Source organism: Pseudomonas sp. BF-B-30 (assembly GCF_019956305.1).
Lineage (GTDB): Bacteria > Pseudomonadota > Gammaproteobacteria > Pseudomonadales > Pseudomonadaceae > Aquipseudomonas > Aquipseudomonas jessenii.
In genome coordinates, this window is record NZ_JAHBDG010000020.1 from 1 (window position 1) to 25,374 (window position 25,374).

A 25,374-nucleotide genomic window follows, 5' to 3' on the forward strand; every position below is an offset into this window, starting at 1 on the left:
GAACTCAGGCCTTGGTCATTCTTGCCCGCAAGCTTTGCCGAGTGGCATTCGCCCTCATGAAAAACCAGAGCGAATACCAGCCGAATTTGAAGTTGCAGGGTTCCCCTGCAACATAGAATCTCCCACAGTTGATCTGTGTCGGACGCGAAATTTGTGTACCCCCCCGAACACTGTAGGAGCGAGCCTGCTCGCGATGGTCTATCAGTTGCATTGATGTCGACTGACACACCATCGCGAGCAGACTCGCTCATACAGGGATTGTGTTTAGTCGACTGGCTGCAGCGCCCACTCGCGCAACACATTCTTGGTCACTTTCCCCGCCGCATTGATCGGCATCTTCTCCAGCACCTGCACCCGACGCGGAACCTTGTAGTTGGCCATCTGCTCACGGCACCAGGCGAGGAATCGGGTCTGCTCGATTTCCATACCTGGAGCAGGCAGCAGAAACGCCATCGCCACTTCACCCAAGCGTTCGTCGGGAATCCCGATCACCGCTGCCTGGGCCACGCCCGGATAGGTCAGCAAACACTGTTCGATCTCCGCCGGATACACATTGAAGCCACCGGTGATGAACATGTCCTTGAGGCGGTCGGTGATGCGCAGGTAACCCTGTTCGTCGAGCATGCCGATGTCGCCGGTGTGCAGCCAGCCGTCGGCGTCGAGAATTTCCTGGCTGGCTTCGGGGTTGTTGAGATAGCCCTGCATCAGGTTGTAGCCGCGAATTTGCACTTCACCGGGAATGTTGGCCGGCTGGCTGCGACCGGTGTTGCCGACACAGCGCACTTGCACCCCCGGCATCGCCCGGCCACTGGTGTTGGCGACCAGTTCCGCCGAGTCGCCGGACCGGCAGATCGTGGCGAACCCGCAGACTTCCGTCAGGCCATACGCGGTGACGATGGTGGCAAAGCCCAGTTCGTCGCGCATGCGGTGGATCATCTCCACCGGAATCGCTGCCGCCCCGGTCACCGCAACGCGCAAGGAGCTCAGGTCGAATTCGTTGCGTTGCGGATGGGCAAGCAACGACTGATACAGCGTCGGTGGTCCGGGCAACACGGTGATGCGTTCGCGCTGCACGCATTCGAGCACGGCCTGCACGTCGAACACCTGCTGCGGCAGGAGGGTGCAGCCACGCATCAGCGCTGCCAGCCAGCCGGCCTTGTAGCCGAAGGAGTGGAAGAACGGATTGACGATCAGGTAGCGATCGCTCTCGCGCAAACCGACGATATCGCTCCAGTCGCGCACGATTCGCAGGTTCTGGCCGTGGCTGGTCATCACGCCTTTGGGTTTACCAGTGGTGCCCGAGGTGAACAACACGTCGGACAAGGCCTGCGGACCAACGCTCTGTTCGCGGGTGCGCAGGGCCAGTTGCGGCACATCGGCCGCCAGATCCATAAACCGCTCCCAGGCCAGGGTGCCCGAATTGGCACCACGCACGCTGACGATGTGGCGCAGGGCTGGCAGGTCTTCCGACGTCAGCATGCCGGGGTAGTCCGCGCCGAGGAATTCGCCGATGGCAAACAGTACGCAGGCGCCGCTTTCGCGCAGGATGTAGCCGGCCTCGCTGCCCTTCATCCGGGTATTGAGCGGCACCAGGGCTGCACCGACACTCTGCAGGGCGCCAGCCGCAACGATCCATTCCCACACGTTCGGCGCCCAGATCGCCACGCGGTCCCCGATCTGTACGTCGAGGGCCAGCAGTGCGCGGGCAGCCTGGCGGCGCAGTTGGTCCAGTTGTCGGTAGCTGATGATGTGGCCCGCGTCCTCGATGGCCGGGCGGTCGCCGTAGGCCTGGGCCGCGTTGGCGAACAGTTGAGCGATGGTCAGTGCGGTGGCGACAGGCGGCATGGGGCCTCCCCGGTTAGAAGACAAGTACGAAAAAGGGAGTAGGCCGGGCAGGGCGCCCGGCCGGATTGCGAATTACTGGGCGGGCGGGGCGAAACGGCGACCGGCGGAGAAACCACCGTCCACGGCGATCATCTGGCCGCTGACAAAGGATGCTTCGTCGGACGCCAGGAACAGCGCGACGTTGGCCACTTCTTCCGGTTGCCCGGAGCGGCTGAGCATGTGCTGCGAGGCGAAGAAGGCGTGGAAGGCGTCATTGTCACGGACCATGCTGGTCATCGGCGTTTCGATCAGGCCGGGGCACAGACCGTTGACGCGAATGTTGGCGTAGCCGTAGTCGATGGCCATCGAGCGGGTCAGCTGGTTGATGCCGCCCTTGGACACGTTATAGGCCACGTTGCCGTCGCAGCCTTGCAGGCCGAAGATCGAACCGACGTTGATGATCGAGCCATTGCGTTGTTCAACCATCGACGCCAGCGCGTACTTGCTGGTAAGCATGCTGCCGGTCAGGTTGATGTCCATCACCCGTTGCCAGTTGGCAGTGGTGGTCTGGGTCACGCTGCCCTGGTCGGCGACGCCGGCGGCGTTGACCAGTACGTCGATGCGCCCGAAGCGGCTGATGACTTCTTGCATGACCTGCTGTACCTGCGCTTCGTCGCGCACGTCCAGGGTCATGAACAGGCCGGGAAAGTCTGCCGGTGCGCTGCCGATGTCCAGCCCAATCACTTGCGCGCCTTCGGCCGAGAAACGGCGCACGCAGGCCAGACCGATACCCGAAGCGCCGCCGGTGACCACCGCGACCTTATTCTGCAAACGAGCCATAACTGCACCTCTTTATTGTTGTGGGCTAATGCTGTGGTCGAGTCTAACCGCAGACCGGGCCCGAGTGATCGTCCGTTGAGACTAAGCAACAGATCCCCGGCGTGCACAATTCAACTGTGGGAGCGGGCTTGCTCGCGAAGGGGGCGGCAAACTTGACATCATCGTTGTCTGACACACCGCCTTCGCGAGCAAGCCCGCTCCCACAATTGATCGCATTCCCCCGTAGGAGCGTAACCTCAATCCGGGAATTTAAGGCGCACGCGGGCACCGGTCGGTCGGCTCTGGCAGGCCAGCGTCCAGCCGTCGGCGAGCTCCTTGGGGGTCAGCACGTCGTTGCGGGCCAGTTGGGTCTGGCCTTCCTGGACCACGCACATGCAGGCCCCGCAAAAACCTTCTTCACAGGACGACGGCACATCCAGGCCGGCGGCCTTGCAACTTTGCAGCAGGGTGTCGCCGGGTTTGCAGGCAATTTCGTGTTGCTGACCATCGAGCTCGACGATCAGCGCTTCGCATTGCGAATCCATGGCCGCAGCCCGTGCCACGGCCTCTTCGGCCAGCAGTTCATCGGGGTCCGGCGGCGAGACGAAGCGTTCGACATGGATCCGCTCGGCCGCTTCGCCCACTGCCAGCAGCGTGCGCTCCACGGTGTCCATGAACGGTCCAGGCCCACAGATGAAGTAGTCGCCGCCGGCCGATCCGCGCAGCAGATGACGGACCTGATGGTCCGTCAAAAAACCCTGCACCGAATCGAGGACGTGCACCACGTGCAGTTGATCAGGATGCGCCTTGATCAACTGGCACAGCTCGTCCTTGAAAATCACCGACGCCTCATCGCGGTTGGCGTAGATCAACTTGATCGGTCGCCGACTGCTGTGCAGCACCGATTTGAGAATGGAAAACACCGGGGTGATGCCCGAGCCGCCCCCGAACAAGACCAGAGGCTTTTCGGTGTCCGCCTGCGGGTCCAGACAGAAATGCCCGGCCGGTGGCAGCACTTCCAGCCAGTCGCCGACCTGCACTTCGTTCATCCAGTTCGACACCCGGCCACCGTCGACCCGTTTCACCGTGACCTTGGGCAGCGCGTCCGCGAGGGGCGAGCTGGCCATGGAGTAGCAGCGGGTCAACAGTTTGCCGGCCAAGGGCACGCGAAAACTCAGGAACTGGCCCGGTTTGTAGCGAAAGCGCTCACGCAGGGTTGGCGGTACGTCCAGCACCAGCGAGCGCGCATCCAGGGTCTCGTCGATCACCGCGCACACTTGCAATGAAACGCTTGCCGTCGTGTGTTCGGCCGGGGTCAGGTTCTGTTGTTGCGTGCCCATGTTCACCTCGACCTCAGAGCCCGCTGATCAGTTGGGCGTTGTCGACGCGGATCTCGGCACCGTTGACGAATCGCGACTCGTCGGTGGCCAGGAACAGCACCACGTTGGCAATGTCCCGTGGCGCTGCCATACGGTTCATCGGGTCCTGGTCCAGCGCTTCCTGCGGGATTGGCTGACCACCGGCCAGGGCCTGGGTCATCGGTGTGTTCACGCCATCGGGGTGCACGCTGTTGCAGCGGATGCGGTAACCCTGCTGCTTGCAGTGCAGGGCAATCGAACGGGTCATCGCCGCCACCGCGCCTTTGGACGCCGAATAAGCGCAGAACATCGGCATTGCGCCCAACGCGGCCACCGACGACATGTTGATGATCGACCCGCCGCCGGTTTCCTTCATCGCCTGGATCGCGTACTTGCAGCCGAGGAAGTAGCCTTCGCCGTTGATCTTCTGCACCTTCTGCCACAGCTCCAGCGTGGTGTCTTCGATGCTGCCCAGGGCCAGGATCGCGGCGTTGTTGACCAGTACGTCGAGACGGCCGAAGTGTTCGACGGTGGTCTTGATCACCTGTTGCCAATCGCTTTCGCTGGCGATGTCGTGGCGGATGAACAGCGCGTTGGCGCCGATTTCTGCAGCCACCTGGCGACCGGCCTCTTCGTTGAGGTCGGTCAGTACTACTTTGGCGCCTTCGCGGGCCAGCAGCAGGGCGTCTTCGCGACCGATGCCGCTGGCGGCGCCGGTGATGATGCAGACTTTGCCTTCTACACGTTGCATTGTTGTTCTCCTGATCGTGCGGTTTGAAGTGCGAATTGGTCGGCCACGTGGGCGGCAGCCCGGCGACCGGAATAAATGCAATCGGCCAGGGACAGGCCGGAGACATACAGATTGGAAGCGACCCCGACCGCATTGCGGCCGGCGCTGTAGAGACCGTTTATTGGCTGGCCGGCGTGGTCCAGCACCCGACCGCTGTCCTCGCAGACCTTCAGCCCGCCCAGGGTGATGACCGGGCAGGGGAAGAGTTTGCTGTCGAAGGACAGGTCGAGGGCGTACCAAGGGCCTTGGTCGAGGTTGGCAAGCATCGCGGCGGATTTGCCGAACTCGTCGGCGACCTCACCCCGTGCCGCCCGGGAATAGCGTTCGACACTCTGGCGCAGCAGTTCGGGCGGCAGGTTGCAGCGCTTGGCCAATCCGGCGAGGGTGTTGCTGCGCTTGGCGTTGAACAGCAGATTGAGCAGCACCGGCAGGCGCTGGAAATTCCACACCTTGCCCGGGCCCACCTGACGCAACGCTTCGCGCATCAGCTCACGGTTGAGCACCAGGATGGCGCGACCGTCTTGTTCTTCGACCATGGCGTGGCCGAGGGTCGCGCCGTAGATTTCTTCGTTGGCGTAACGCTGTCCGCGGGCATTGACGATCAGCCCGCGGGCCCAGGCCAGTGGCGGATTGATGAAACGCCAAGCGCTGATCTTGTCCATCCGCGCCACGCTGCCCCCGGCGCTCTGGCCCAGGGCGATGCCGCTGCCATTGCACCCGGTGGCGCCCAGGGGCAACCCGGCCAGGTACTGCGGCGCGTGTTGGCGCACCAGGTCGCGATTGAAGATAAAACCGCCGCTGCTCAATAGCACCGCCTGTTCGGCGCGAATCAATTGCCGAATGGCGCTGGTCTGCTCGATGCGACGCTGACGGGCGCGCAAGCGGTCAGCCAATGCGGGGGCGTACATATGAATGGCGGCGGCCCAGCGCGACAGACGCGCATGTTGTCGGGCTGCGCGACTGCCGGAAGGCAACTGCCAGGCTTCGACGCCGATGACCTTGTCGTCGAGGTCGAGCACCAGTCGCCGCACTTCGCACTGGCTGCGCAGGCGCGCACCGTGACGCAAGGCGCTGGCCTTGAGCGGGGCGAACAGGCTGGCGCCGGACATGCCCGGACCTTTGGTGCGGTGGCCACGAGGTGCCGGTTTGGCGCTGGCGGCATAGGCCGGCACGGCTTCGTTGCCAGAGTAATAGAGGTAGTACTGGTCACTAGGGTACGAGGTTTTATGCGGCGGCACGCTGGCTTCGAACGCCGCGCCCTGTCGCTCCAGCCAGGCCAGTTGTTCGCGGCTGCCGTCGCAGAAATTGCGCAATGTCGCGTGGCTGACGGCTTCGCCGACTTCCTGACGCAGGTAATTGAACATGGCTTCGCTGGTGTCTTCATAGCCAGCCTGACGCTGATACGGCGTGCCACCACCGGCGTACACCACGCCACCACTGAGCGCCGTGGCGCCGCCGCCTTCGAAGCGATCCAGTGCGAGCACTGACAGGCCGCGAGTGCTGGCTTCGATGGCGGCACAGGCGCCGGCACCCCCAAACCCGACGATCAGCAAGTCGCAACGGTCATCCCATGGCAACTGGTCGGCGCTGTTCACTCGCAACGCCGTCAACCCGTTCAGGCTGTCCATGTTCGGGCCTCAGCCAGCAGCAGCGAGAGAGGGTGCGGGTTTGGCGGTGGTGGTGTAGCTGCCGTCGAGGTAGACCAGCGGGGTGATTTCGGCGGTGGTGTGGATCTGCAGGATGCGTCCGATGAACACGGTGTGGGTGCCGTAACTGAAGTGGCCGTCCTGACGGCAGAGGATCGCCGACTGTGCGTCACCCAGGTAAGGAATGCCGCCGGGGCTGGTCAGCCAGTTGCCACGGTCGAAGCGCGCCTCGCCCTTGATCGCGCCGCTGCACAGGTTGGCCAGGTCCTGTTGTTCGACACCGAGGATGTTGACGCAGAAGTCGGCGCCGGTCGCCAGTGCGGCGTGGGGCGAGGCGGTCTTGTTGACGCAGATCAGCAGCGAGGGTGGCTCGGTGCTTAGCGAGTCGACGGCCGTGGCGGCCATGGCGAAGCGTTCGGTGCCGTTGCTGGTGCTGATAATGGTGACTGACTTGGCCAGGCGGCGCATGGCCTGGAGCATGTCGGCTTTGAGATTGACGTCGTTCATCGCACTGGGCCTTTTTTGTTGGGTGGGGAGTGCGATGGATTCTTGCTCTGGCTCTTGTCTGGAGCATCGTCCGAGGGGACTAGGCCTTGGCGGCCTCTGGGCCGACCAGGCTCTTGGTTGATTGAATACATATCCGTTTCTGCGGTAATGGCGGCTGGCGGTTTCGCCCTTACGGCGAGTCCCTTTTGTCAAACGCCCGGAGTGCCGGCCCAGCCAAAAGGAACCAAAAAGTCTCGCCCCGAACGTACGGCCCCTCGCTGAGGCTCGGGGTTCCTTCGCTGCGGTATTCATCCGGGGGCATCGCCCTCCGGTTGGCTTCGCTGGCACCTACATGCGATGTGTTCGACTGCGTCGAACGGCGCTGCGCGCCAATCCCCGGATGAACACCTCCGCTCAGCCTGCCGAGGGGGCGGGTGGATCAAGATCAAAAGCTGCAGGCGAGCTAACGCTCGGCCTGATGAGTGGTGAAGAGCGTGGGGCGACGCGGCCCAGCTTTTGCTCTGCTCTTCTGTGGGAGCGAGCTTGCTCGCGATGGACGTCAACGATAACGCGTGCTGCCTGAATGCCCGCGTTGTCCTGGCGTTTTTCGCGAGCAAGCTCGCTCCCACAGGGATCTTCAGCGGCCAAAAGTCCTGAGTAAAACCGGAGACTCAATGTGGGAGCGAGCTTGCTCGCGATGGCTTTGTGTCAGGCAACACACCTCTTTCAGATTCACCTCCAAAAAACTGTTCCCCAATCCCACATGGTCCGTTTGAGGGATGTCCCCTGCGTTGCGCATTGTTTGAATGCCAGTGTAGGGGCGCTACATCCGCCCCGTTGCACGCGCGCCCCGGCGGATGGGGTGAACAAAGGAGAACAATAAAAATGCTCAACCAAGACCTGATTCGCCAGCGTCTGAGCCAACGTGCCCGCGAGTTGGTGCCGATCCTGCGTGAACGTGCCCTGAATGCCGCGCAAGCAGGCCAGTTGCCGGAAGAAACCCTGAAGGATTTCCAGGACGCCGGGTTCTTTCGCATCCTGCAACCGTCCCGTTGGGAAGGCTATGAGCTGGAGCCCAAGGATTTCTTCGACGTACAGATGACCCTTGCCGAAGGCTGCATGTCCTCGGCCTGGGTACTGGGGGTGGTGGCGATCCACAACTGGCAACTGGCGCTGTTCGACGACCGCGCTGCGCAGGATGTCTGGGGCAGGGATTCCAGCGTGCTGATCTCCTCTTCCTATATGCCGGTGGGCAAGGTCGAGCGGGTCGAGGGTGGTTTCAAATTGAGCGGTCGCTGGGGCTTTTCCTCCGGCAGCAAGCATTGCGAGTGGGCGTTCCTCGGTGCGCTGGTGCCGCCGGCAGAGGCGGGCGGGGCGCCGGATTACCGGACGTTCCTGGTGCCGCGCAGCGATTACCAGATTCTCGACAACTGGAACGTCATGGGCCTGGAAGCTACCGGCTCCCACGACATTCTGGTGGAGAACGCCTTCGTTCCCGAGTACCGCACCCATCGCGCCCTCGACGGTTTCATGCAGAACAGTCCGGGCAATGCGGTCAACACCGCGCCGTTGTTCCGCCTGCCATTCGGTCAGATTTTCGTGCGTGCGGTTTCCTCCTCGGCCATCGGTGCCCTGCAAGGCGCGGTGGATCAGTTTGTCGAGCACAACCGCGCCCGGGTCGGGGTCAATGACGGTCGCAAGATGGTCCAGGATCCGGCCGCGCAATCGGCGCTGGCCAACGCCATGGTCTGCGTCGATGAGTGCAAGACCGTGCTGCATCGCAACTTCGCCCTGATGCTGGAGCGCGCGCAGAAGGGTGAGCCGTTGAGCATGCCCGAGCGGGTGAAGATGCGTTACGACTCGGCGCTGGTGGCCGACAAGTGCGCCAAGGCCGCTGGTGACCTGATGTTCAACAGCGGTGCTTCGACGATCTTCCGCAGCCACCCGATCAACCGAGCGTTTCGTGATATTCACACCGGTCGCGCCCACGTCGCCAACAGCCCGGCCAAGTACGCCTGGAACCTCGGCGGGGTCAGCATGGGGCAGGACAGCAGCGACTTTTTCCTCTGACGCTGGCGTACAGCTCTTTTCTATGAATCGGGCTAGTCCGTTTGCGTGATTCGAGCGCCCCGCCGATGCCCGAGCATTGGCGGTAAGGCGAAGGTCTACGGCGCCGACTGCGCATCCAAATAAGCACAAGGATCAACCATGAAATTTTCCCTGATTTACGAAGCCCAGACGGTGGACTCCAGCCGCGAAGGCGACCGCAAGATTTTCGAAGACACCGTCGAGCAGGCCGTGCTGGCCGACAAGCTGGGTTTTGACACTTTCTGGTGCGTGGAACACACGGCGCTGAGCAACTACTCGCACATGTCCGCGCCGGAAACCATGCTGGCTTTCGTGGCCGGTAAAACCGAGCGCATCGGTATCGGCCACGGCGTGGTCTGCCTGCCTCCGGCGATGAACCACCCGGTCAAGGTCGCCGAGCGCATCGCCACCCTCGACCTGCTGTCCAAGGGGCGTGTGCACTTTGGCGTGGGCAAGGGCGGTACCCAGCAGGAAGCCGGCACCTTCGGCTACGACCTGGCGACCTTGCAGCCGCAGATCGACGAGATGATGTACCTGATCCCGAAAATGTTCGTGCAAGACGAGATCGAGCACAACGGCGACTTCGTGCAGATCCCCAAGCGTCCGATCCATCCAAAGCCGTATCAGGACCCGCACCCGCCGATGTACCTGGCGTGCACCAACACCGAGTCGCTGAAAAATGCCGGCGGTCGTGGCATGGGCGCGCTGGTGCTGGGTTTCGGTGGCCCGGAAGAGATCGCCAAGAAGGTTGAGGTGTATCACACGGCCTACGACAACCGCGATGAAAAGAAGCAAGTGGGCTTCCGCCCAAACCGTCACATTGCCGCGCTGTGCCCGGCCATCGTGCTGGACGACAACGCAGAGGCGCGCCGCATCGGTATCCGTGGCCAGCGTTACTTCATGGAGTCGTTGGGCTACTGGTACGGCGGTGGCGAGCGTCCGGATCCGGAGAAGTGGAAGGACGACACCTTCGTCGATGGCAATGGCCAGAGCGTGATCAAGTCGCGCTTCGCTTCTGAAGAAGTCAGTGTCGACTTCTCCGACCCGACCATGGCCATGATGAACCCGAACCACGCCTACGGCACCGTCGAGGATTGCATCGGCTACGTGCAGCGCCTGATCGATGCCGGCGCCGACGAAATCCTGTTCATCTGCCAGATGGGCACCGTGCCGCAGTGGGCGCAGCTGGAGACCTTGAAGAACATTGGCGAGAAGGTGATTCCGCATTTCCGCAAGGGCTGAGTCCTGCCACATAAGGCATGAACACCGCACAACCCCTGTGGGAGCGGGCTTGCTCGCGAAGAGGTCGGCACATTCAACATTTATGTTGCCAGACACACCGCCTTCGCGAGCAAGCCCGCTCCCACAGGTTCAGTGTCATGCCCAAGTGCTTCATTTTTTCAGGCCTGACATGGACGTCCGGCCAACTTTCCAACGGGTCCCCAAGGCCCGTTTTTTTATGCCTGCACCAATCCCTTGTGGGAGCGGGCTTGCTCGCGAAGAGGCCGGCACATTCAACATTCATGTTGCTTGACACACCGCCTTCGCGAGCAAGCCCGCTCCCACAGTTTTGATGTGCGTACCTCATCATTTCCGCTAGTCCCATTGGACGATGTTGCCCCTCCCCGAACCCGTTTGAATAGGCCCTACATAAAGTCTCCCCCGGCAGTCGCCGAAGGGCGGCATCGCCTGAGAAAAACGAGGAGTGCATCCATGGATATCCGTGGTCTGGGTTACGTCACCCTGTTATCCAGCGATCTGGCGCAATGGCGCCACTACGCAAGCCAGGTGCTGGGCATGATGGTCATCGGATCTGATGACGACGCGCACCTGTACCTGAAGATGGACGAGCGCCACTACCGCCTCCTGGTGCAGAAAAGCGCGGACAACGGCTTCGGCGCCTGCGGCTGGGAAGTGGCCGGCAAGGCGGCGCTGGAACAGGCGGTCTTGGAACTGCAACAAGCCGACGTGCAAGTGACCCGTGGCACCGCGGCCGAGGCCGAGCTGCGCAAGGTCCAGGAGCTGGTGCACTTCAGCGACCCGGATGGCAACCGTCACGAAATCTTCTGGGGCCCGTTGCAGGACTTCGCCCGTTTCGTCTCGCCGGTGGGCGTCAAAGGGTTCGTTACCAACGAACTGGGCATGGGTCACGTAGTGCTGCCGGCACCTGCCTTCGAGCGCTGCCGCGACTTCTACGAGCAGGTGCTGGGTTTTGGCCTGTCGGACCTGATGAAAGTCCGCTTCACCCCGGACCCGGCCGAGCCGCAAAAACGTATTCACTTCCTGCACTGCAACAACGGCCGCCACCACTCGCTGGCGATTTTCGAGTGCCCGATGCCCCACGGCTGCGTGCACATGATGGTCGAGGTCAACGCGCTGGACGAAGTCGGCCGCGCCCTGGACCGCGTCCACGCCAATGGCGTGAAGCTGTCGGCCACCCTCGGTCAGCACACCAACGACCAGATGATTTCTTTCTATATCAAGACCCCGTCCGGGTTTGACCTGGAATACGGCTGCGATGGCCTGGTGGTCGACTGGGACCGCCACACGCCGTTCGAAAGCACCGTGGTCAGCCACTGGGGCCACGACTTCAGTGTCGGTCGCCAATGAGGAACATGACGATGGACAAGCAAATGACCACCGCCGAGATCGTCGGCCAACTGCGTGACGGCATGACCATCGGTATCGGTGGCTGGGGCCCGCGGCGCAAGCCGATGGCGCTGGTGCGCGAGATTCTGCGCTCGGACCTCAAGGACCTGACCGTGGTTGCCTACGGCGGTGCCGATGTCGGCATGCTCTGCGCGGCCGGCAAGATCAGGAAACTGGTGTTCGCCTTCGTTTCCCTGGACTTTATTCCGCTGGAACCGTACTTCCGCAAGGCGCGCCAGGAAGCGGCGCTGGAAGTGATGGAGATCGACGAAGGCATGCTGCTGCTCGGTCTGCGCGCGGCGGCGATGAATGTGCCGTTCATTCCGACGGCGGTGGGCCTGGGCACCGATGTGCTGCGCCACAACCGCCAGATCAAGTTGATCGCCTCGCCCTATGCCGATGGCAAGGACTGGGTGGCGATGCCGGCGCTCAAGCTCGACGCGGCGCTGGTGCACGTCGACCGTGCCGATAAACGCGGGGTGTGTCAGATCAGCGGTCCGGATCACTACATGGACGACCTGTTTGTGCGGGCCGCGACCCACAGCTACGTGACCTGCGATGAACTGGTCGACAGCGAGTATTTCCATCGGGACAGCGCCCACGCCCATCAAGTGTTCTGGGAACGCAACCTGACCACCGCCGTGGCCCATGTGCCGGGCGGGGCGCATCCGTCTTCGTGCGCGCCGCTGTACGGTTTCGACGTCGCGCACTTCAAGGCCTACAACGCCACGGTCCAGGCGGCCGATGGCTGGCAGGGCTATGTCCGCGACTACGTCGACTGCACCCACGAACAGTATCTGGAAAAGGTCGGCGGCCTGGCTGCGATCCGTGAACTGCCGTTGCCGATTTTCTAAGGGAACCTTCCGATGAGCACTACTGATTACAGCCTCGCCGAGTTGATGATCTGCGCGGCCTCCGAAGCCTGGCGCGAAGACGGCGAAGTATTGGCCTCCGGCATCGGCGTGATTCCGCGTCTGGCCGCTTCGCTGGCCATGCTGACCAGCAACCCGCAACTGCTGATGACCGACTCCGAAGCCTACATGGTTGCCGAGCCGGTGCCGTTGGGCGCGCGCAAAGGCTATGAACCCAAGCGCGACAGCTGGATGGGTTTCTCGCGGATTTTCGACAACGTCTGGGGCGGCAAGCGCCATGCGCTGGTCGGCCCGACCCAGATCGACCGTTACGGTCAGGCCAACATTTCCTGCATCGGCGACTACGCCAAACCCAAGGCTCAGATGCTCGGTGTACGCGGTTTCCCCGGCAACTCGATCAGCCACGCCAACTCGTTTTGCGTGCCGAGCCACAACCGCCGGGTATTCGTCGAAGGCGAGGTCGATATGGTCGCCTCGGTCGGCTACAACCCGGCCCGACTGGCACGGGGCTGGTCGATGAACGACATCGACATCCGCCTGATCATCACCGACCTCTGCGTGCTGGATTTCCAGGGCCCGCAACGGCAGATGCGCATCCGTTCGCTGCACCCCGGCGTGACGGCGGCGCAAGTCCAGGACAACACCGGCTTCGAGTTGCATGTGCCGGACGATTGCCTGACCACTGCCGCGCCGACGGCCGAGCAGTTGCAGCTGATCCAGCGTCTGGACCCGCACAACCTGCGCGCCCTGCAACTCAAAGACAACCCGCCAGGCCAACGCTGAGCAACGCGTTGCGGAGAAAAGTGATGGCTGAACATAACGATAACAATCAGGCCGAGGTGGTGCTGTACGAGGTGCGTGGCGCGGTGGCCCTGGTCACCATGAACCGCCCCGAGTTCCACAACGCGCAGAACTCGCAGATGACCTATGCGCTGGACGCGGCGTTTCGCCGGGCCTGCGATGACGATGAAGTGAAGGTCATTGTGTTGCGTGGCGCCGGCAAGCATTTCTCCGCCGGGCATGACATCGGCACCCCGGGCCGCGACGTCGACAAGACGTTCGACCGCGCCAGCCTGTGGTACGACCATGTGAACAAACCGGGCGGCGAGTTTTTGTATGCCCGTGAGCAGGAAGTCTATCTGGGCATGTGCCGCCGTTGGCGCGAGATGCCCAAGCCGACCATCGCCATGGTCCAGGGCGCGTGCATTGCCGGTGGGTTGATGCTGGCCTGGGTCTGCGACCTGATCGTGGCCAGCGAGGATGCTTACTTCGCCGATCCGGTGGTGCGCATGGGCATTCCCGGGGTCGAGTATTTCGCCCACGTGCACGAATTGAATTCACGCATCGCCAAGGAATTTTTGTTCCTCGGCGAGCGCATGCCGGCACCGCGTGCCTATCAGATGGGCATGCTCAATCGGGTGGTCCCTCGCGACGAGTTGGAACAGCAGACCCTCGACATCGCCGGGCGCATCGCACAGATGCCGCGCCTGGGTCTGCAACTGAGCAAGCAGGCGGTGAACAACGCCGAAGACCTGATGGGCAAGCGCGCGACCATGGACATGGTGTTCGGCCTGCATCACTTCGCCCATGCCCACAACGAACTGGTGTCCGGTGACCGCCTCGGTGGCTACGACGCCAAGGCCATGGCCAGTTCCCAACGCAAAACGGGCGAGGCGTGAGCATGGCGATCTCGTTGAATACCCGATTGACCGAACTGCTCGGTTGCCGTTATCCGATCATCCAGACCGCCATGGGCTGGGTCGCCGACCCGAAACTGGTGGCGGCCACGGGCAATGCCGGTGGTTTCGGTTTCCTGGCCGGGGCGACCATCGAACCGCAGCAGATGGAAGCGGCGATCATCGAAACCCGGCGCCTGACCGATCAGCCGTTCGGGGTGAACTTCCACATGTACCAGGCCAATGCCGGCGAGATCGTCGAACTGGTGTTGCGCCATAAAGTCCGGGCGGTGAGCTACAGCCGTTCGCCGGGCAAGCAGATGATCAGTCGCCTGAAGGACGCCGGTGTGGTGTGCATTCCCACGGTGGGCGCGCTCAAACATGCACAGAAAGCCGTGGAAATGGGCGCGGATGCGGTGACCGTGCAAGGCGGCGAGGGCGGTGGGCATACCGGCTCCGTGCCGACTTCGATGCTGCTGGATCAAGTGGTCAATGCGGTGTCGGTGCCCGTGGTGGCGGCCGGCGGTTTCAAGGACGGCAGGGGCCTGGTTTCTGCCCTGGCCTACGGCGCCGAGGGCATCGCCATGGGCACGCGTTTCCTGATGTGCGCCGACAGCCCGGTGCCGCAAGCGACCCTGGCGCGTTACCTGGCGGTCAAGGACCCGGCGGCGATCATCATCAGCCGCGCCATCGACGGCATGCCGCAACGGATGATCCGCAACGAATTGCTCAACCAACTGGAAAACAGCGGCGGCCTCAAGCGCCTGTTGCTGGCATTGCAGAGTGGCCTGGCCTACCGCCGCCACACCGGCATGAGCCTGATGCAACTGCTGACCAGCGCACTGAAGATGCGCGGCAGCGGGGAGCTGACCGCCGCGCAAAGCATCATGGCCGCCAACGCGCCGATGGTGATCCAGAAAGCCATGGTCGACGGGCAACCGGCCGCGGGCGTCTTGCCCGCCGGGCAGATCGCCGCCTCCATCGACAGCTTGCCCAGCTGCGCCCAATTGATTGAACAGATCGTCCGCGACGCCGAAGTGCGCCTGGGCGAGCTGTGCCGCCGTGTGTCGTAAGGGGAAAGCATGAAACCATTTAGCGTGAGTATCGATAACGGCATCGCGGAACTGGTGTTCGACCGGCCACCGGTCAACGCCTTCAACTGCCAGGGCTGGGCCGATATCGCCAGCGAAATCGAAAGCCTGGGGCGCAATGCCGAGGTGCGGGTGATCCTGATCCGGGCCGAAGGTCGCGGCTTCTGCGCCGGGGTCGATATCAAGGAACTGGCCGCCGACGGCAACCTGATCGTCGCGGTGAACAAGGGCAACTACGACAGTTTCAAGGCGATCCACCGCAATCCGAAACCGGTGATCGTCGCCGTGCACGGCTTCGTGCTGGGCGGCGGCATCGGCATCTGCGGCGCCGCCGACATCATTGTCGCGTCCGAGTGCGCCACCTTCGGCGTGCCGGAAGTGGATCGCGGGGCCATGGGCGGCGGTGCGCATTTGCAGCGGTTGTTCCCGGTGCAGAAAGTCCGCCACATGTACTTCACCGGCGAGGCTATCGACGCCGCCGAAGCTTACCGCCTGGGCGCGGTGGAGCGGGTGGTCAAGCGCGAAGACTTGCGCGAAGCCGCGTTGCAGATCGCCCGCACCATCGCCGCCAAGAGCCCGGGCATGATCAGCCTGGCCAAGGAAGCGCTGAGCGGCATCGAAGACGGCAATCTGGAAGACAAATACCGCTGGGAGCAGGGCTTCACCCTCGAAGCCTACCGCTCACTGGACTCTCAGGAAGCACGCGACTCGTTCGTCGAGAAACGCGATGCCCGATTCAACGGCTGAAGGCATATCCATGGACCTGACCTATACCCCGGCCCAGCAGGCCTTTCGCTTTGATGCGCGGACCTGGCTGGCGGCCAATGTACCGAGTGAACCGCTGCAATCGTTCGACACCGAGCAAGGTTTTGCCGAGCACCGCGCTTGGGAAGCCAAGCTCAATGAAGGCCGTTGGGGCATGGTCACCTGGCCGACCGAACTCGGCGGCCGTGGTTGCGACCTGATCGAGTGGCTGATTTTCGAAGAGGAATACTACCGTTCCGGGGCGCCGGCACGGGTCAACCAGAACGGCATCTTCCTGCTCGGCCCGACCCTGATGGAGTACGGCAGCGAAGAGCAGAAAGCGCGATTCCTGCCGCGCATGGCCACCGGCGAAGACATCTGGGCCCAGGCCTGGTCCGAGCCGGGCGCCGGTTCCGACATGGCGGCGATCCGCACCAAGGCTGAGCGGGTGGGCGACCACTACGTGATCAACGGCCAGAAAACCTGGTCGACCCGTGCGGTGTGGGCTGACTGGGCGTTCGGTATTTTCCGCACCGACCCGCAGTCTCAGCGCCATCACGGCCTGACGTTCATCCTGCTGCCGCTGAACACGCCGGGGATAACCGTGCGGCCGATTCCGCAGCTCAACGGTTTGCCGGGTTTTGCCGAAATTTTCTTCGACGACGTCAAGGTGCCGGTGGAGAACGCCCTCGGAGGCGAAGGCATGGGCTGGCACGTGGCGATGTCCACCGCAGGTTTCGAGCGCGGTTTGTTGCTGCGCTCACCGGCGCGTTTCCAGGAAACCGCCAAGCGCCTGGTGCAGTTGTACCTGGCCAACCGCGAGCAGGCCGACCGCGACCCAGCCATCGGCGAGGCCGTGATGCGCGCCTGGCTCGATGCCGAGGCCTACACCCTGGGCACCTACATGACCGCCTCGCAGCTGGTGCAGGGCGGCAAGATCGGGCCGGAATCGTCGACCAACAAGATCTTCTGGTCCGAACTCGACCAGCGCATGCACGACACCGCCATGAGCATTCTCGGTTTGCGTGGCGAACTGCTGCCGCATGCCCCTGCCGCCGGTGACGTCGGCCATTGGCTGGAAGGTTTCCTGTTTGCCCAGGCCGGGCCGATCTACGCCGGCACCAACGAGATCCAGCGCAACATCATTGCCGAACGCATGCTCGGCATGCCGCGTGCCTGAGGAATAGAACATGGACTTTAGTTTCAGCCGCGACCAACTGCTGTTTCAGGACAACGTCCGCAGCTTTCTGATCAACGAAGTCACCCCGGAACGCATTCGCGAACTGTGGCAGAGCGACAGCGGGCGCAGTGAGCAACTCTGGGCGCAATTGGTGGAACTGGGCCTGACCGCCCTGACCGTGCCCGAGGCACAGGACGGCATGGGCATGAATGAGCTGGACTTCGTGCTGATTGCCCAGGAATGCGGTTACGCCGGTCTGCCTGAGCCGCTGGTGGACACCATGCTGGTCGGCGTGCCGTTGCTCGCCGCCCTGGATGAGCAACACGCCCCGCTCAAACAAAAATGGCTGTCGCGAGTGGCCGAGGGCCGTGCACGTCTCGCGGTTTCCGAGCCGGGCAACCCGCTGGTCAGCGATGCCCATGTCGCCGATCTGCTGTTGCTGGCCCATGGCGATGAAGTGCATGCGCTGGAGCGTGATGCCGTGCGCCTGACCCGCAACGAGTCGGTCGACCCGAGCCGCCAGTTGTACCAGGTCGAGTGGACGCCAACGCCCGCTACCTGCGTCGCCAGTGGCAAGCAAGGCCGGCGTTTGTGGGCCGCTGCCTTCAACCGTGGCGCCCTCGCCAGTGCCGCGCAATTGCTCGGGCTGGCCAAGCGCATGGTCGACCTGGCGGTGGACTACACCTTCGAGCGCAAACAGTTCGGCAAACCGGTGGGGTCGTTCCAGGCGGTCAAGCATCTGATGGCTAACGTCGCGGTACAGATCGAGTTCGCTAAAGGCCCACTGTATCGCGCCGCCTATGCGGTCGCAGAGCAGCAGGCAGATCAGGACGTATTCGTCTCCCACGCCAAACTGGCAACGGCGGAAGCGGCCATGCTTGCGGCGAAGAACACCATCCAGGCCCACGGCGCCATGGGGTACACCTGGGAAGTCGACTTGCATCTGTTCATGAAGCGCGCCTGGGCGCTGGACAAGGTTTGGGGCGATCGCGGTCTGCACAAGGGGCGGATTCGTGCGGCTTTGTTTGGCGGCGAAACCGCGCTGGGTGCTGGCAGTACTTTCTGACGGCAACTGTGGCTGATACCGGTCAGTAAGGTGCCGTGAAACCTGTGGGAGCGGGCTTGCTCGCGAAGAGGCCGGCACATTCAAAATTGATGTTGCCTGCCATGCCGCCTTCGCGAGCAAGCCCGCTCCCACAGGTAGTGCGGCGCTCCTACTGACGGGTATTGGCGAATGTGCCTGACTTCAACTGATTCCGAGGTAAACCATGCCTGAAGCCTACATAGTCGACGCCCTGCGTACGCCCACCGGGCGGCGCAAGGGTGGTCTGAGCCAGATCCACGCCGCCGACCTGGGCGCCCACGTATTGCGCGCGCTGGTCGAGCGCAATGCCATTCCCGACGAGGATTACGACGACGTGATCTTCGGCTGTGTCGACACCATCGGCCCGCTGGCCGGTGACATCGCCCGCACCAGTTGGCTGGCGGCCGGCCTGTCGCAATCGGTGCCGGGCACCACCATCGATCGCCAGTGCGGCTCGTCCCAGCAAGCGGTGCACTTCGCCGCCCAGGCGGTGATGAGCGGGACTCAGGACGTGGTCATCGCCGGTGGCGTGCAGACCATGACCCAGATCCCGATTTCCTCGGCGATGATCGCCGCCGAGCCCTTGGGTTTCACTGATCCGTTCAGCGGTTCCGAAGGCTGGGTGCGGCGCTATGGCGCGCAACCACCGACGCAGTTCCGTTCGGCGCAGATGATCGCCGAAAAGTGGGACCTGTCCCGGGCACAACTTGAAGCCTATTCGCTTGAGTCCCATCGACGTGCCTTGCAGGCCATCGAGCAAGGCCGCTTCAACCGCGAGATCGTGCCGCTGGCCGGTGTGCTGCATGACGAAACCCCGCGCCAGACCAGCCTGGAAAAAATGGCCGAGCTGGAATTCCTGTTTGGCTGTGACCGGGTCACCGCCGCGGTGTCGAGCCAGACCTGCGACGCGGCCAGCGCGATGCTGATCGTCTCGGAGGCGGCGCTCAAGCGTTACGGCCTGACGCCACGGGCACGCATCCATCACCTGAGCGTGCGCGCCGAAGACCCGATCTGGATGCTCACCGCGCCGATCCCGGCCACCGCTTACGCACTCAAGCGCGCCGGCATGAAGCTCGAAGACATTGACCGTGTGGAGATCAACGAAGCCTTCGCCTCGGTGGCCATGGCCTGGTTGAAAGAGACCGGCTACCCCCACGAACAGACCAACGTCAATGGCGGCGCGATTGCCCTCGGACATCCATTGGGCGCCACCGGCACCCGCTTGATGTGCACCTTGCTGCATGAACTGGAGCGCAGCGGCGGACGCTTCGGCATGCAGACCATGTGCGAAGGCGGCGGTCAGGCCAACGTGACGATCATCGAACGCTTGTAAACCAGGATGTACACCGATCCTGTAGGAGCGAGCCTGCTCGCGATGGACTCAAGAACGACGCGGGCATTCAGATACCCCGCGTATTCGTTAACGACCATCGCGAGCGGGCTCGCTCCTACAGGGAATTGTGTCGACCCGTGATGAATTTGAAGGATGAGCAACATGAAGATCTGTGAAAACCGCGTCGTGATCATCACCGGTGCAGGCGGTGGTCTGGGCCGTGCCTACGCGTTGGCCTTCGCCGCCGAAGGCGCAAAAGTGGTGGTCAACGACATCAATCGTGACGCGGCGTTGGCCGTGGTCGGCGAAATCCTCGGCCAGGGCGGCAGCGCCGTGGCCAACAGCGACGACATTACCCGCTATGACTCGGCGGGCTTGATCGTGCGCCAGGCCATCGAAACGTTCGGCGACCTGAACGTGGTGGTCAACAACGCCGGCATCTGCCGCGATCGCATGTTCGCCAGCCTCAGCGAAGCCGACTGGGACGCCGTGGTAGCGGTGCACCTGAAGGGTCACTTCTGCATTTCCAGCCACGCCGTGAAGTACTGGCGTGAGCAGGCCAAGGGCGGCGCCAGGGTCGATGCGCGGATCATCAACACCAGCTCCGGCGCCGGTTTGCAGGGCTCCATCGGTCAGTCCAACTACGCGGCAGCCAAGGGCGGTATTGCTTCGCTGACGCTGGTGCAGGCGGCTGAGCTGCGCCGCTACGGGATCACCGCCAACGCCCTGGCGCCGGCCGCGCGCACCGGGATGACCGAGCAAGTGTTCGCCGACACCATGAAAAAGCCTGAAGAGGGCTTTGACTACTTCGCCCCGGAAAACGTCGCGCCGCTGGTGGTGTGGCTCGGCTCCGAGGCTTCCGCCGAGGTGACCGGGCAGATGTTCGAAGTCGAGGGCGGCAAGTTGTCGATCGCCGACGGCTGGCGCCGTGGTCCGCAACTGGATCGCCAGGGCCGCTGGGCGGTCGGCGAGATGGGCGATGCCGTCGCTCAACTGATGACGCAGGCGGTTCCTGCGGCCAAAGTTTACGGCAGCTGAAAAAGACCGGTCTCGGGAGGCGTGTGCATGGCTATAATCGGCCCACGTTCCAACGCTGATCACCTGTAGGAGCGAGCTCGCTCGCGATGGACTCCAGCGCTACGCGTTTATTCAGACAGAACGCGTTATCGTTCACGTCCATCGCGAGCAAGCTCGCTCCCACAGGTTACCTGCGATCCCTCCAGTCACCATACGAGACCTGCCATGACCATTTCCCTGTACGACGCTTCCGTGCCTGTTTTCCAGCAAATGCTCAACGCCCTGAGCGATGTACTGAAAAAGGCCGAAGCTCACGCCACCGAAAAAAACATCGACCCTAACGCGTTCCTGCAAGCGCGCCTGTTCCCGGACATGTTCCCTCTGGTGCGTCAGGTGCAGATCGCCGTTGATTTCAGCAAGGGTGTTACCGGTCGTCTGGCTGAAGTCGAGCTGCCGAAGTACGACGACAGCGAAACCACCTTCGCCGAACTGCAAGCGTTGATTGCCAAGGCACTGGCCTTCATCGGCTCGATCAAGCCGGAGCAGATCAACGGCAAGGAAGGCATCGAGATCGTGACCCGTCCGGGCACGCCTAAAGAGAAGCGCTTCAGCGGCCAGTCCTACCTGCTGACCTACGGCCTGCCGCAGTTCTTCTTCCACATCACCACCACTTACGCACTGCTGCGCCATAACGGCGTGGAAGTGGGCAAGCGCGACTACATGGGCGCGTTCTAAACCGTCCGGGTACAAAAAAGCCCCCGGAGCCTTTGGCTGCGGGGGCTTTTTCATGGGTACCCAGTCTTCAGCTACACCACAAATCCTGTGGGAGCGGGCTTGCTCGCGAAAGCGGTGTGTCAGCCAACGCTAATGTTGAAGCTGACGGCCCCTTCGCGAGCAAGCCCGCTCCCACATGGGGTGGCGGCGTTACGCCAAACGCTCGGCTTTTTGCTCTTCGCCCAGGCAAGCCGCCGCGGTGAACAGCACATCGGTGGACGAGTTGAGCGCGGTTTCCGCCGAGTCCTGCAACACGCCGATGATGAAACCGACCGCCACCACCTGCATGGCGATTTCGCTCGGAATGCCGAACAGGCTGCACGCCAGTGGAATCAGCAACAGCGAACCACCGGCTACACCGGAAGCACCGCAGGCGCAGATTGCCGCGACGACGCTCAGCAGGATCGCCGTCGGAACGTCCACGGTGATGCCGAGGGTGTGCACGGCCGCCAGGGTCAGTACGGTGATGGTGATCGCAGCACCCGCCATGTTGATGGTCGCACCCAGCGGGATCGATACCGAGTAGGTGTCTTCGTGCAGGCCCAGACGCTTGCTCAACTCCAGGTTGACCGGAATGTTCGCCGCCGAGCTGCGGGTGAAGAATGCCGTGATGCCGCTCTCGCGCAGGCAGGTCAGCACCAGCGGGTACGGGTTGCGGCGCAGTTTCCAGAACACGATGAGCGGGTTCATCACCAGCGCCACGAACAGCATGCAGCCCAGCAGCACGGCCAGCAGGTGCGCGTAGCCGATCAAGGCACCGAAGCCGGAAGTGGCCAGGGTCGAGGCCACTAGGCCGAAGATGCCCAGCGGGGCGAAGCTGATCACCAGGCGCACGATCACCGTCACGCCGTTGGACAGGTCGCCCAGCACTTCACGGGTGGTGTCGCCGGCGTGGCGGATGGCAATACCCATACCGATGGCCCACGCCAGGATGCCGATGAAATTGGCATTCATCAGGGCGCTGACCGGATTATCGACCACGCTCAGCAACAGGCTTTGCAACACTTCGCCAATCCCGCCAGGCGCTGTGACCGCGACGTCCTGGGTCGACAGCACCAGGCTCGACGGGAACGTCATGCTGGCAACCACCGCGACCACGGCCGCGGCGAAAGTGCCCAGCAGGTACAGGAACAGAATCGGACGGATGTGGGTTTCCTGGCCGTGCTTGTGGTTGGCAATCGACGCCATGACCAGCACGAACACCAGAATCGGCGCGACGGCTTTCAGTGCCGAGACAAACACTTTGCCGATGAACGCCGTGGACTTCGCCATGTCGGGGGCAAACAGCGCCAGGGCAATACCGGCGATCAGGCCGATCACGATCTGTGTGACCAGGCTCAGGCGTTTAAGGCGTTGCAATAGAGAAGGGGATGAAGCTGTCATAAAACGGCATCTCTGAATTTTTATAAGTGCATGGTTTCGTCGCAGTTGCAGCAACAAGCAGGGCAGGCCGCAGACCGGAAACCGGGAGGGGAATACAGGGTGTAGAACACCGCATTCCTTGTGGGAGCGAGCTTGCTCGCGATGACGCTGGCACAGTCGACACTTGCGTTGTCTGACGGCCCGCCATCGCGAGCAAGCTCGCTCCCACAGGTTTTGCCCCTTAAATGATCGGCATTGATCACAGGGTGTACGTTTTTCAGGGCGCGGACTTTATCACAGCGCAGGAACGATCTTTCAGACCTGTGACGAACTGCCACCCTGGTCTTCAACGCGAATTGCAGGTTCGTGCAACCGCATCCGAAAACACTCTGTTAAGATTCGCCATCCTCATTTTCATGTCTGCCAGTGGGCCTTCGGGCTATCGCTGGTGTTTTCGTTTTCTGGAGTTTTGCATGCTGCTGCCCATTCTTCTGTTGTCCGCCGCCGGCTTCACGGTGCTGACCACGGAATTCATCATTGTTGGCCTGTTGCCGGCTATCGCCAGGGACCTGGAGGTCAGCATCCCGCAGGCCGGTTTGCTGGTGACCCTGTTCGCCTTCACCGTGGCCGCGTTCGGGCCGTTCCTGACGGCGTATTTCGCCCGCTTCGAGCGTCGCAAGTTGTTCATCTCGGTGCTGATCATGTTTGGCCTGGCCAACACGGTCGCGGCGCTGGCGCCGAACATCTGGGTGATGGCGTTTGCCCGCTTGATCCCGGCGCTGGGGTTGCCAGTGTTCTGGGCCTTGGCCAGCGAAACGGCGGTGGACATCGTCGGGCCGGATTACGCCGGTCGCGCCATCGCCAAGATCGGCTTCGGCATCGTTTGCGCCACGGTGTTCGGTATTCCCGTGGGCACGCTGATTTCCGATGCGTTCGGCTGGCGCAGTGCTTTCGCGATTCTGGCGGTCATCGCCTTTGCCAAGGCGTTGCTGCTGTTTATCTATCTGCCCAGGACCAACCTGCACCAGCATCAGGTGAGCTTTCGCTCGCAGTTCAAGATCCTGCGCAGCCCGCTGATGCTCGGTCACGTGCTGCTGTCTGTGATTGTGTTCAGCGGCATGTTCACCGCGTACACCTATCTGGCGGACATCCTTGAGCGACTGGCCGGCTTCAACGGCACCGTGGTCGGCTGGTGCCTGATGGGCTTTGGTGCGGTCGGGCTGATCGGTAACTCCCTGGGTGGCCGTGCGGTGGATCGTCATCCGCTGATGGCGTCGATGATGTTCTGTGCGTTCATGATTGCCGGCCTGGTGGCGCTGGTGCCGAACATTCATTCTCCCCTCGGTCTGGCGGCGGCGATGGGCATCTGGGGCGTGACCCAGGCGGCGTTGTTCCTGGTCAGCCATGTGCGCCTGATGAAAGCGGCGCCCGAAGCGCCGGCCTTCGCTGCGTCGCTGAACATCGCCGGGGCCAACCTCGGTATCGGTCTGGGCGCGATGATCGGTGGCCGGGTAATCGACAGCGTCGGCCTGCAAGGCCTTGGCTTCGCTGCTGCGGCGTTCATTCTCGCCTCGATCCTGCTGGCCATTGCGCTGATGACCTTCAAGCCCCGGGAAGTCTGCGCCTGAGTGTCCTAAAACTCGGTAAACAGCTCGCGTCGGGCACCTTCGGTAATGGCGACAATGCCGGGGTGCTTGACCTTGCGTTCCACTGAGATGGCATAGAACGACTCGCTCACCGCGTCGGTCTGGCCGATCACTTGCACGCCATATTGGCGTCGCACCTCATCGGCAATCACGCTCGGGCCGATGAAGATCCCGCTGCCGGATTGGCCGAAGGCCTGCATCAGGGCGCTGTCGTCGAACTCGCCGACAATTTGCGGCTGGATCTGTTGCTCGGCAAACCACCGTTGCAAACGGCTGCGCACCACGGTTTCCGGCCCGGGAATCAGTAGCGGCGCACCGTGCAGGTTGCGCGGAAAGTCGTGACCGTAACGGGCCGCCAGCTCTGGGGTGGCGAAGAAGCTGATCCCGCACTCACCGAGTTTCTGGCTGTAGCCCTTGATGTCCAGGTGCGATGGCATGGGGCTGTCGGATATCACCAGGTCCAGGCGCTGGATCGCCAGGTCGGCCAACAAACGTTCAAGCTTGTCTTCGCGGCACGTGATGCGCAGCGGTTCGCTCAGCTCCATGGTCGGTGCAATCAGGCGATAGACGATGGACTTGGGCACCACGTCGGCCACGCCGACGCGAAACAGGATCTGCTGCTCATTGGGTTGTGCCCGCAGCATCAGTTCCAGTTCGCCACTCAGCTGGAACATTTGTTCGGCGTAGGGCAGTGCCTGCCGGCCGGCCTCAGTGAGTTCGAGTTGCCGTCCGACACGCCGAAACAATTCGATGCCAAAGGTCTGTTCCAGTAATGAAATCTGCCCACTGATGGTTTGCGGCGTGAGATTGAGCTGCTCACAGGCGCGCACGATGCTGCCGGTCTTGGCCACCACCCAGAAGTAATGCAATTGCCGATAGTTGAGCATGGCGATCTACAGTTCGTAAAAACCGAAGTATAGCCGCTGAAAATACGA

At 62.7% G+C, this 25,374-nt stretch carries 22 protein-coding genes and 1 pseudogene; 15 read left to right on the forward strand and 8 right to left on the reverse strand.

All coding sequences use genetic code 11. The features are described from left to right. Positions 1–116 (forward strand): annotated as a pseudogene (locus KGB29_RS12295) (IS110 family transposase); the annotation flags it as partial. 148 nt (positions 117–264) lie between these two features. Here the strand turns inward: KGB29_RS12295 and KGB29_RS12300 are convergent. From KGB29_RS12300 to KGB29_RS12325, 6 genes are all read right to left on the reverse strand, one after another. After that, entirely contained in the window at positions 265–1,845 is a 1,581-nt protein-coding gene (locus tag KGB29_RS12300) for a FadD3 family acyl-CoA ligase (RefSeq protein ID WP_150812553.1), read from the reverse strand. A 72-nt stretch (positions 1,846–1,917) separates the two neighbouring features. After that, positions 1,918–2,664, reverse strand: coding sequence for an SDR family NAD(P)-dependent oxidoreductase (locus tag KGB29_RS12305; protein WP_090456739.1), 747 nt, complete (start codon positions 2,662–2,664; stop codon positions 1,918–1,920). 236 nt (positions 2,665–2,900) lie between these two features. After that, entirely contained in the window at positions 2,901–3,983 is a 1,083-nt protein-coding gene (locus KGB29_RS12310; protein WP_150812554.1) for a ferredoxin--NADP reductase, read from the reverse strand. 13 nt (positions 3,984–3,996) lie between these two features. Further along, positions 3,997–4,752, reverse strand: a complete 756-nt coding sequence (locus KGB29_RS12315; protein WP_150812555.1) for a glucose 1-dehydrogenase — start codon at positions 4,750–4,752, stop codon at positions 3,997–3,999. Continuing rightward, on the reverse strand, positions 4,740–6,419 hold the full coding sequence (locus KGB29_RS12320; RefSeq protein ID WP_150812556.1) for an FAD-binding protein: 1,680 nt from the start codon (positions 6,417–6,419) through the stop codon (positions 4,740–4,742). Before KGB29_RS12320 ends, KGB29_RS12315 begins: the two co-directional genes overlap by 13 nt. 9 nt (positions 6,420–6,428) lie before the next feature. Then, positions 6,429–6,944, reverse strand: coding sequence for a flavin reductase family protein (locus KGB29_RS12325; protein ID WP_057714069.1), 516 nt, complete (start codon positions 6,942–6,944; stop codon positions 6,429–6,431). 864 nt (positions 6,945–7,808) lie between these two features. On the opposite strand from KGB29_RS12325, the gene KGB29_RS12330 reads away from it, so the two are divergent. From KGB29_RS12330 to KGB29_RS12390, 13 genes are all read left to right on the forward strand, one after another. Next, positions 7,809–8,993, forward strand: coding sequence for a flavin-dependent monooxygenase (locus tag KGB29_RS12330; protein WP_150812557.1), 1,185 nt, complete (start codon positions 7,809–7,811; stop codon positions 8,991–8,993). 138 nt (positions 8,994–9,131) lie between these two features. Further along, a complete protein-coding gene (locus tag KGB29_RS12335; protein WP_090456732.1) occupies positions 9,132–10,253 on the forward strand; it encodes an LLM class flavin-dependent oxidoreductase in 1,122 nt (373 codons plus the stop codon). Between the two features lie 471 nt (positions 10,254–10,724). Beyond that, positions 10,725–11,621 carry a VOC family protein gene (locus KGB29_RS12340; RefSeq protein WP_150812559.1) on the forward strand — a complete coding sequence of 299 codons (897 nt, stop codon included), beginning with the start codon at positions 10,725–10,727 and terminating at the stop codon, positions 11,619–11,621. An 11-nt stretch (positions 11,622–11,632) separates the two neighbouring features. Further along, positions 11,633–12,514 carry a CoA transferase subunit A gene (locus tag KGB29_RS12345; RefSeq protein WP_150812560.1) on the forward strand — a complete coding sequence of 294 codons (882 nt, stop codon included), beginning with the start codon at positions 11,633–11,635 and terminating at the stop codon, positions 12,512–12,514. A 12-nt stretch (positions 12,515–12,526) separates the two neighbouring features. Next, a complete protein-coding gene (locus tag KGB29_RS12350) occupies positions 12,527–13,315 on the forward strand; it encodes a CoA-transferase subunit beta (RefSeq protein WP_090456726.1) in 789 nt (262 codons plus the stop codon). Between the two features lie 23 nt (positions 13,316–13,338). Continuing rightward, on the forward strand, positions 13,339–14,211 hold the full coding sequence (locus KGB29_RS12355) for an enoyl-CoA hydratase (protein ID WP_150812561.1): 873 nt from the start codon (positions 13,339–13,341) through the stop codon (positions 14,209–14,211). A gap of 2 nt (positions 14,212–14,213) precedes the next feature. After that, entirely contained in the window at positions 14,214–15,281 is a 1,068-nt protein-coding gene (locus tag KGB29_RS12360) for an NAD(P)H-dependent flavin oxidoreductase (protein ID WP_150812562.1), read from the forward strand. 9 nt (positions 15,282–15,290) lie between these two features. Beyond that, positions 15,291–16,046, forward strand: a complete 756-nt coding sequence (locus tag KGB29_RS12365; RefSeq protein WP_090456721.1) for an enoyl-CoA hydratase family protein — start codon at positions 15,291–15,293, stop codon at positions 16,044–16,046. 10 nt (positions 16,047–16,056) lie between these two features. After that, on the forward strand, positions 16,057–17,223 hold the full coding sequence (locus KGB29_RS12370) for an acyl-CoA dehydrogenase family protein (protein WP_150812624.1): 1,167 nt from the start codon (positions 16,057–16,059) through the stop codon (positions 17,221–17,223). Positions 17,224–17,233: 10 nt separating this feature from the next. Then, positions 17,234–18,289 carry an acyl-CoA dehydrogenase family protein gene (locus KGB29_RS12375; RefSeq protein WP_150812563.1) on the forward strand — a complete coding sequence of 352 codons (1,056 nt, stop codon included), beginning with the start codon at positions 17,234–17,236 and terminating at the stop codon, positions 18,287–18,289. 202 nt (positions 18,290–18,491) lie between these two features. Beyond that, complete coding sequence (locus KGB29_RS12380) at positions 18,492–19,640, forward strand: acetyl-CoA C-acetyltransferase (RefSeq protein WP_057714080.1); 1,149 nt, start codon at positions 18,492–18,494, stop codon at positions 19,638–19,640. A gap of 162 nt (positions 19,641–19,802) precedes the next feature. Then, positions 19,803–20,678, forward strand: a complete 876-nt coding sequence (locus tag KGB29_RS12385) for an SDR family oxidoreductase (protein WP_150812565.1) — start codon at positions 19,803–19,805, stop codon at positions 20,676–20,678. A 204-nt stretch (positions 20,679–20,882) separates the two neighbouring features. Next, complete coding sequence (locus KGB29_RS12390; protein WP_057714082.1) at positions 20,883–21,392, forward strand: DUF1993 family protein; 510 nt, start codon at positions 20,883–20,885, stop codon at positions 21,390–21,392. 189 nt (positions 21,393–21,581) lie between these two features. Here KGB29_RS12390 and sstT read toward each other — a convergent pair whose 3' ends face one another. Next, positions 21,582–22,814 (reverse strand): serine/threonine transporter SstT, encoded by a 1,233-nt coding sequence (gene sstT, locus KGB29_RS12395; protein WP_150812566.1) that lies wholly within the window; start codon positions 22,812–22,814, stop codon positions 21,582–21,584. Positions 22,815–23,266: 452 nt separating this feature from the next. On the opposite strand from sstT, the gene KGB29_RS12400 reads away from it, so the two are divergent. Next, a complete protein-coding gene (locus KGB29_RS12400) occupies positions 23,267–24,421 on the forward strand; it encodes an MFS transporter (protein WP_090456711.1) in 1,155 nt (384 codons plus the stop codon). A 5-nt stretch (positions 24,422–24,426) separates the two neighbouring features. Here KGB29_RS12400 and nhaR read toward each other — a convergent pair whose 3' ends face one another. Then, on the reverse strand, positions 24,427–25,326 hold the full coding sequence (gene nhaR, locus KGB29_RS12405) for a transcriptional activator NhaR (protein WP_150812568.1): 900 nt from the start codon (positions 25,324–25,326) through the stop codon (positions 24,427–24,429). Positions 25,327–25,374 lie beyond the last annotated feature (48 nt).

What these genes read in the sequence shown, in the direction of transcription:
- KGB29_RS12300 (WP_150812553.1), bottom strand. Translation starts at nt 1,845, where the DNA reads ATGCCGCCTGTCGCCACCGCACTGACCATCGCTCAACTGTTCGCCAAC.
- KGB29_RS12305 (WP_090456739.1), bottom strand. Translation starts at nt 2,664, where the DNA reads ATGGCTCGTTTGCAGAATAAGGTCGCGGTGGTCACCGGCGGCGCTTCG.
- KGB29_RS12310 (WP_150812554.1), bottom strand. Translation starts at nt 3,983, where the DNA reads ATGGGCACGCAACAACAGAACCTGACCCCGGCCGAACACACGACGGCA.
- KGB29_RS12315 (WP_150812555.1), bottom strand. Translation starts at nt 4,752, where the DNA reads ATGCAACGTGTAGAAGGCAAAGTCTGCATCATCACCGGCGCCGCCAGC.
- KGB29_RS12320 (WP_150812556.1), bottom strand. Translation starts at nt 6,419, where the DNA reads ATGGACAGCCTGAACGGGTTGACGGCGTTGCGAGTGAACAGCGCCGAC.
- KGB29_RS12325 (WP_057714069.1), bottom strand. Translation starts at nt 6,944, where the DNA reads ATGAACGACGTCAATCTCAAAGCCGACATGCTCCAGGCCATGCGCCGC.
- KGB29_RS12330 (WP_150812557.1), top strand. Translation starts at nt 7,809, where the DNA reads ATGCTCAACCAAGACCTGATTCGCCAGCGTCTGAGCCAACGTGCCCGC.
- KGB29_RS12335 (WP_090456732.1), top strand. Translation starts at nt 9,132, where the DNA reads ATGAAATTTTCCCTGATTTACGAAGCCCAGACGGTGGACTCCAGCCGC.
- KGB29_RS12340 (WP_150812559.1), top strand. Translation starts at nt 10,725, where the DNA reads ATGGATATCCGTGGTCTGGGTTACGTCACCCTGTTATCCAGCGATCTG.
- KGB29_RS12345 (WP_150812560.1), top strand. Translation starts at nt 11,633, where the DNA reads ATGGACAAGCAAATGACCACCGCCGAGATCGTCGGCCAACTGCGTGAC.
- KGB29_RS12350 (WP_090456726.1), top strand. Translation starts at nt 12,527, where the DNA reads ATGAGCACTACTGATTACAGCCTCGCCGAGTTGATGATCTGCGCGGCC.
- KGB29_RS12355 (WP_150812561.1), top strand. Translation starts at nt 13,339, where the DNA reads ATGGCTGAACATAACGATAACAATCAGGCCGAGGTGGTGCTGTACGAG.
- KGB29_RS12360 (WP_150812562.1), top strand. Translation starts at nt 14,214, where the DNA reads ATGGCGATCTCGTTGAATACCCGATTGACCGAACTGCTCGGTTGCCGT.
- KGB29_RS12365 (WP_090456721.1), top strand. Translation starts at nt 15,291, where the DNA reads ATGAAACCATTTAGCGTGAGTATCGATAACGGCATCGCGGAACTGGTG.
- KGB29_RS12370 (WP_150812624.1), top strand. Translation starts at nt 16,057, where the DNA reads ATGGACCTGACCTATACCCCGGCCCAGCAGGCCTTTCGCTTTGATGCG.
- KGB29_RS12375 (WP_150812563.1), top strand. Translation starts at nt 17,234, where the DNA reads ATGGACTTTAGTTTCAGCCGCGACCAACTGCTGTTTCAGGACAACGTC.
- KGB29_RS12380 (WP_057714080.1), top strand. Translation starts at nt 18,492, where the DNA reads ATGCCTGAAGCCTACATAGTCGACGCCCTGCGTACGCCCACCGGGCGG.
- KGB29_RS12385 (WP_150812565.1), top strand. Translation starts at nt 19,803, where the DNA reads ATGAAGATCTGTGAAAACCGCGTCGTGATCATCACCGGTGCAGGCGGT.
- KGB29_RS12390 (WP_057714082.1), top strand. Translation starts at nt 20,883, where the DNA reads ATGACCATTTCCCTGTACGACGCTTCCGTGCCTGTTTTCCAGCAAATG.
- sstT (WP_150812566.1), bottom strand. Translation starts at nt 22,814, where the DNA reads ATGACAGCTTCATCCCCTTCTCTATTGCAACGCCTTAAACGCCTGAGC.
- KGB29_RS12400 (WP_090456711.1), top strand. Translation starts at nt 23,267, where the DNA reads ATGCTGCTGCCCATTCTTCTGTTGTCCGCCGCCGGCTTCACGGTGCTG.
- nhaR (WP_150812568.1), bottom strand. Translation starts at nt 25,326, where the DNA reads ATGCTCAACTATCGGCAATTGCATTACTTCTGGGTGGTGGCCAAGACC.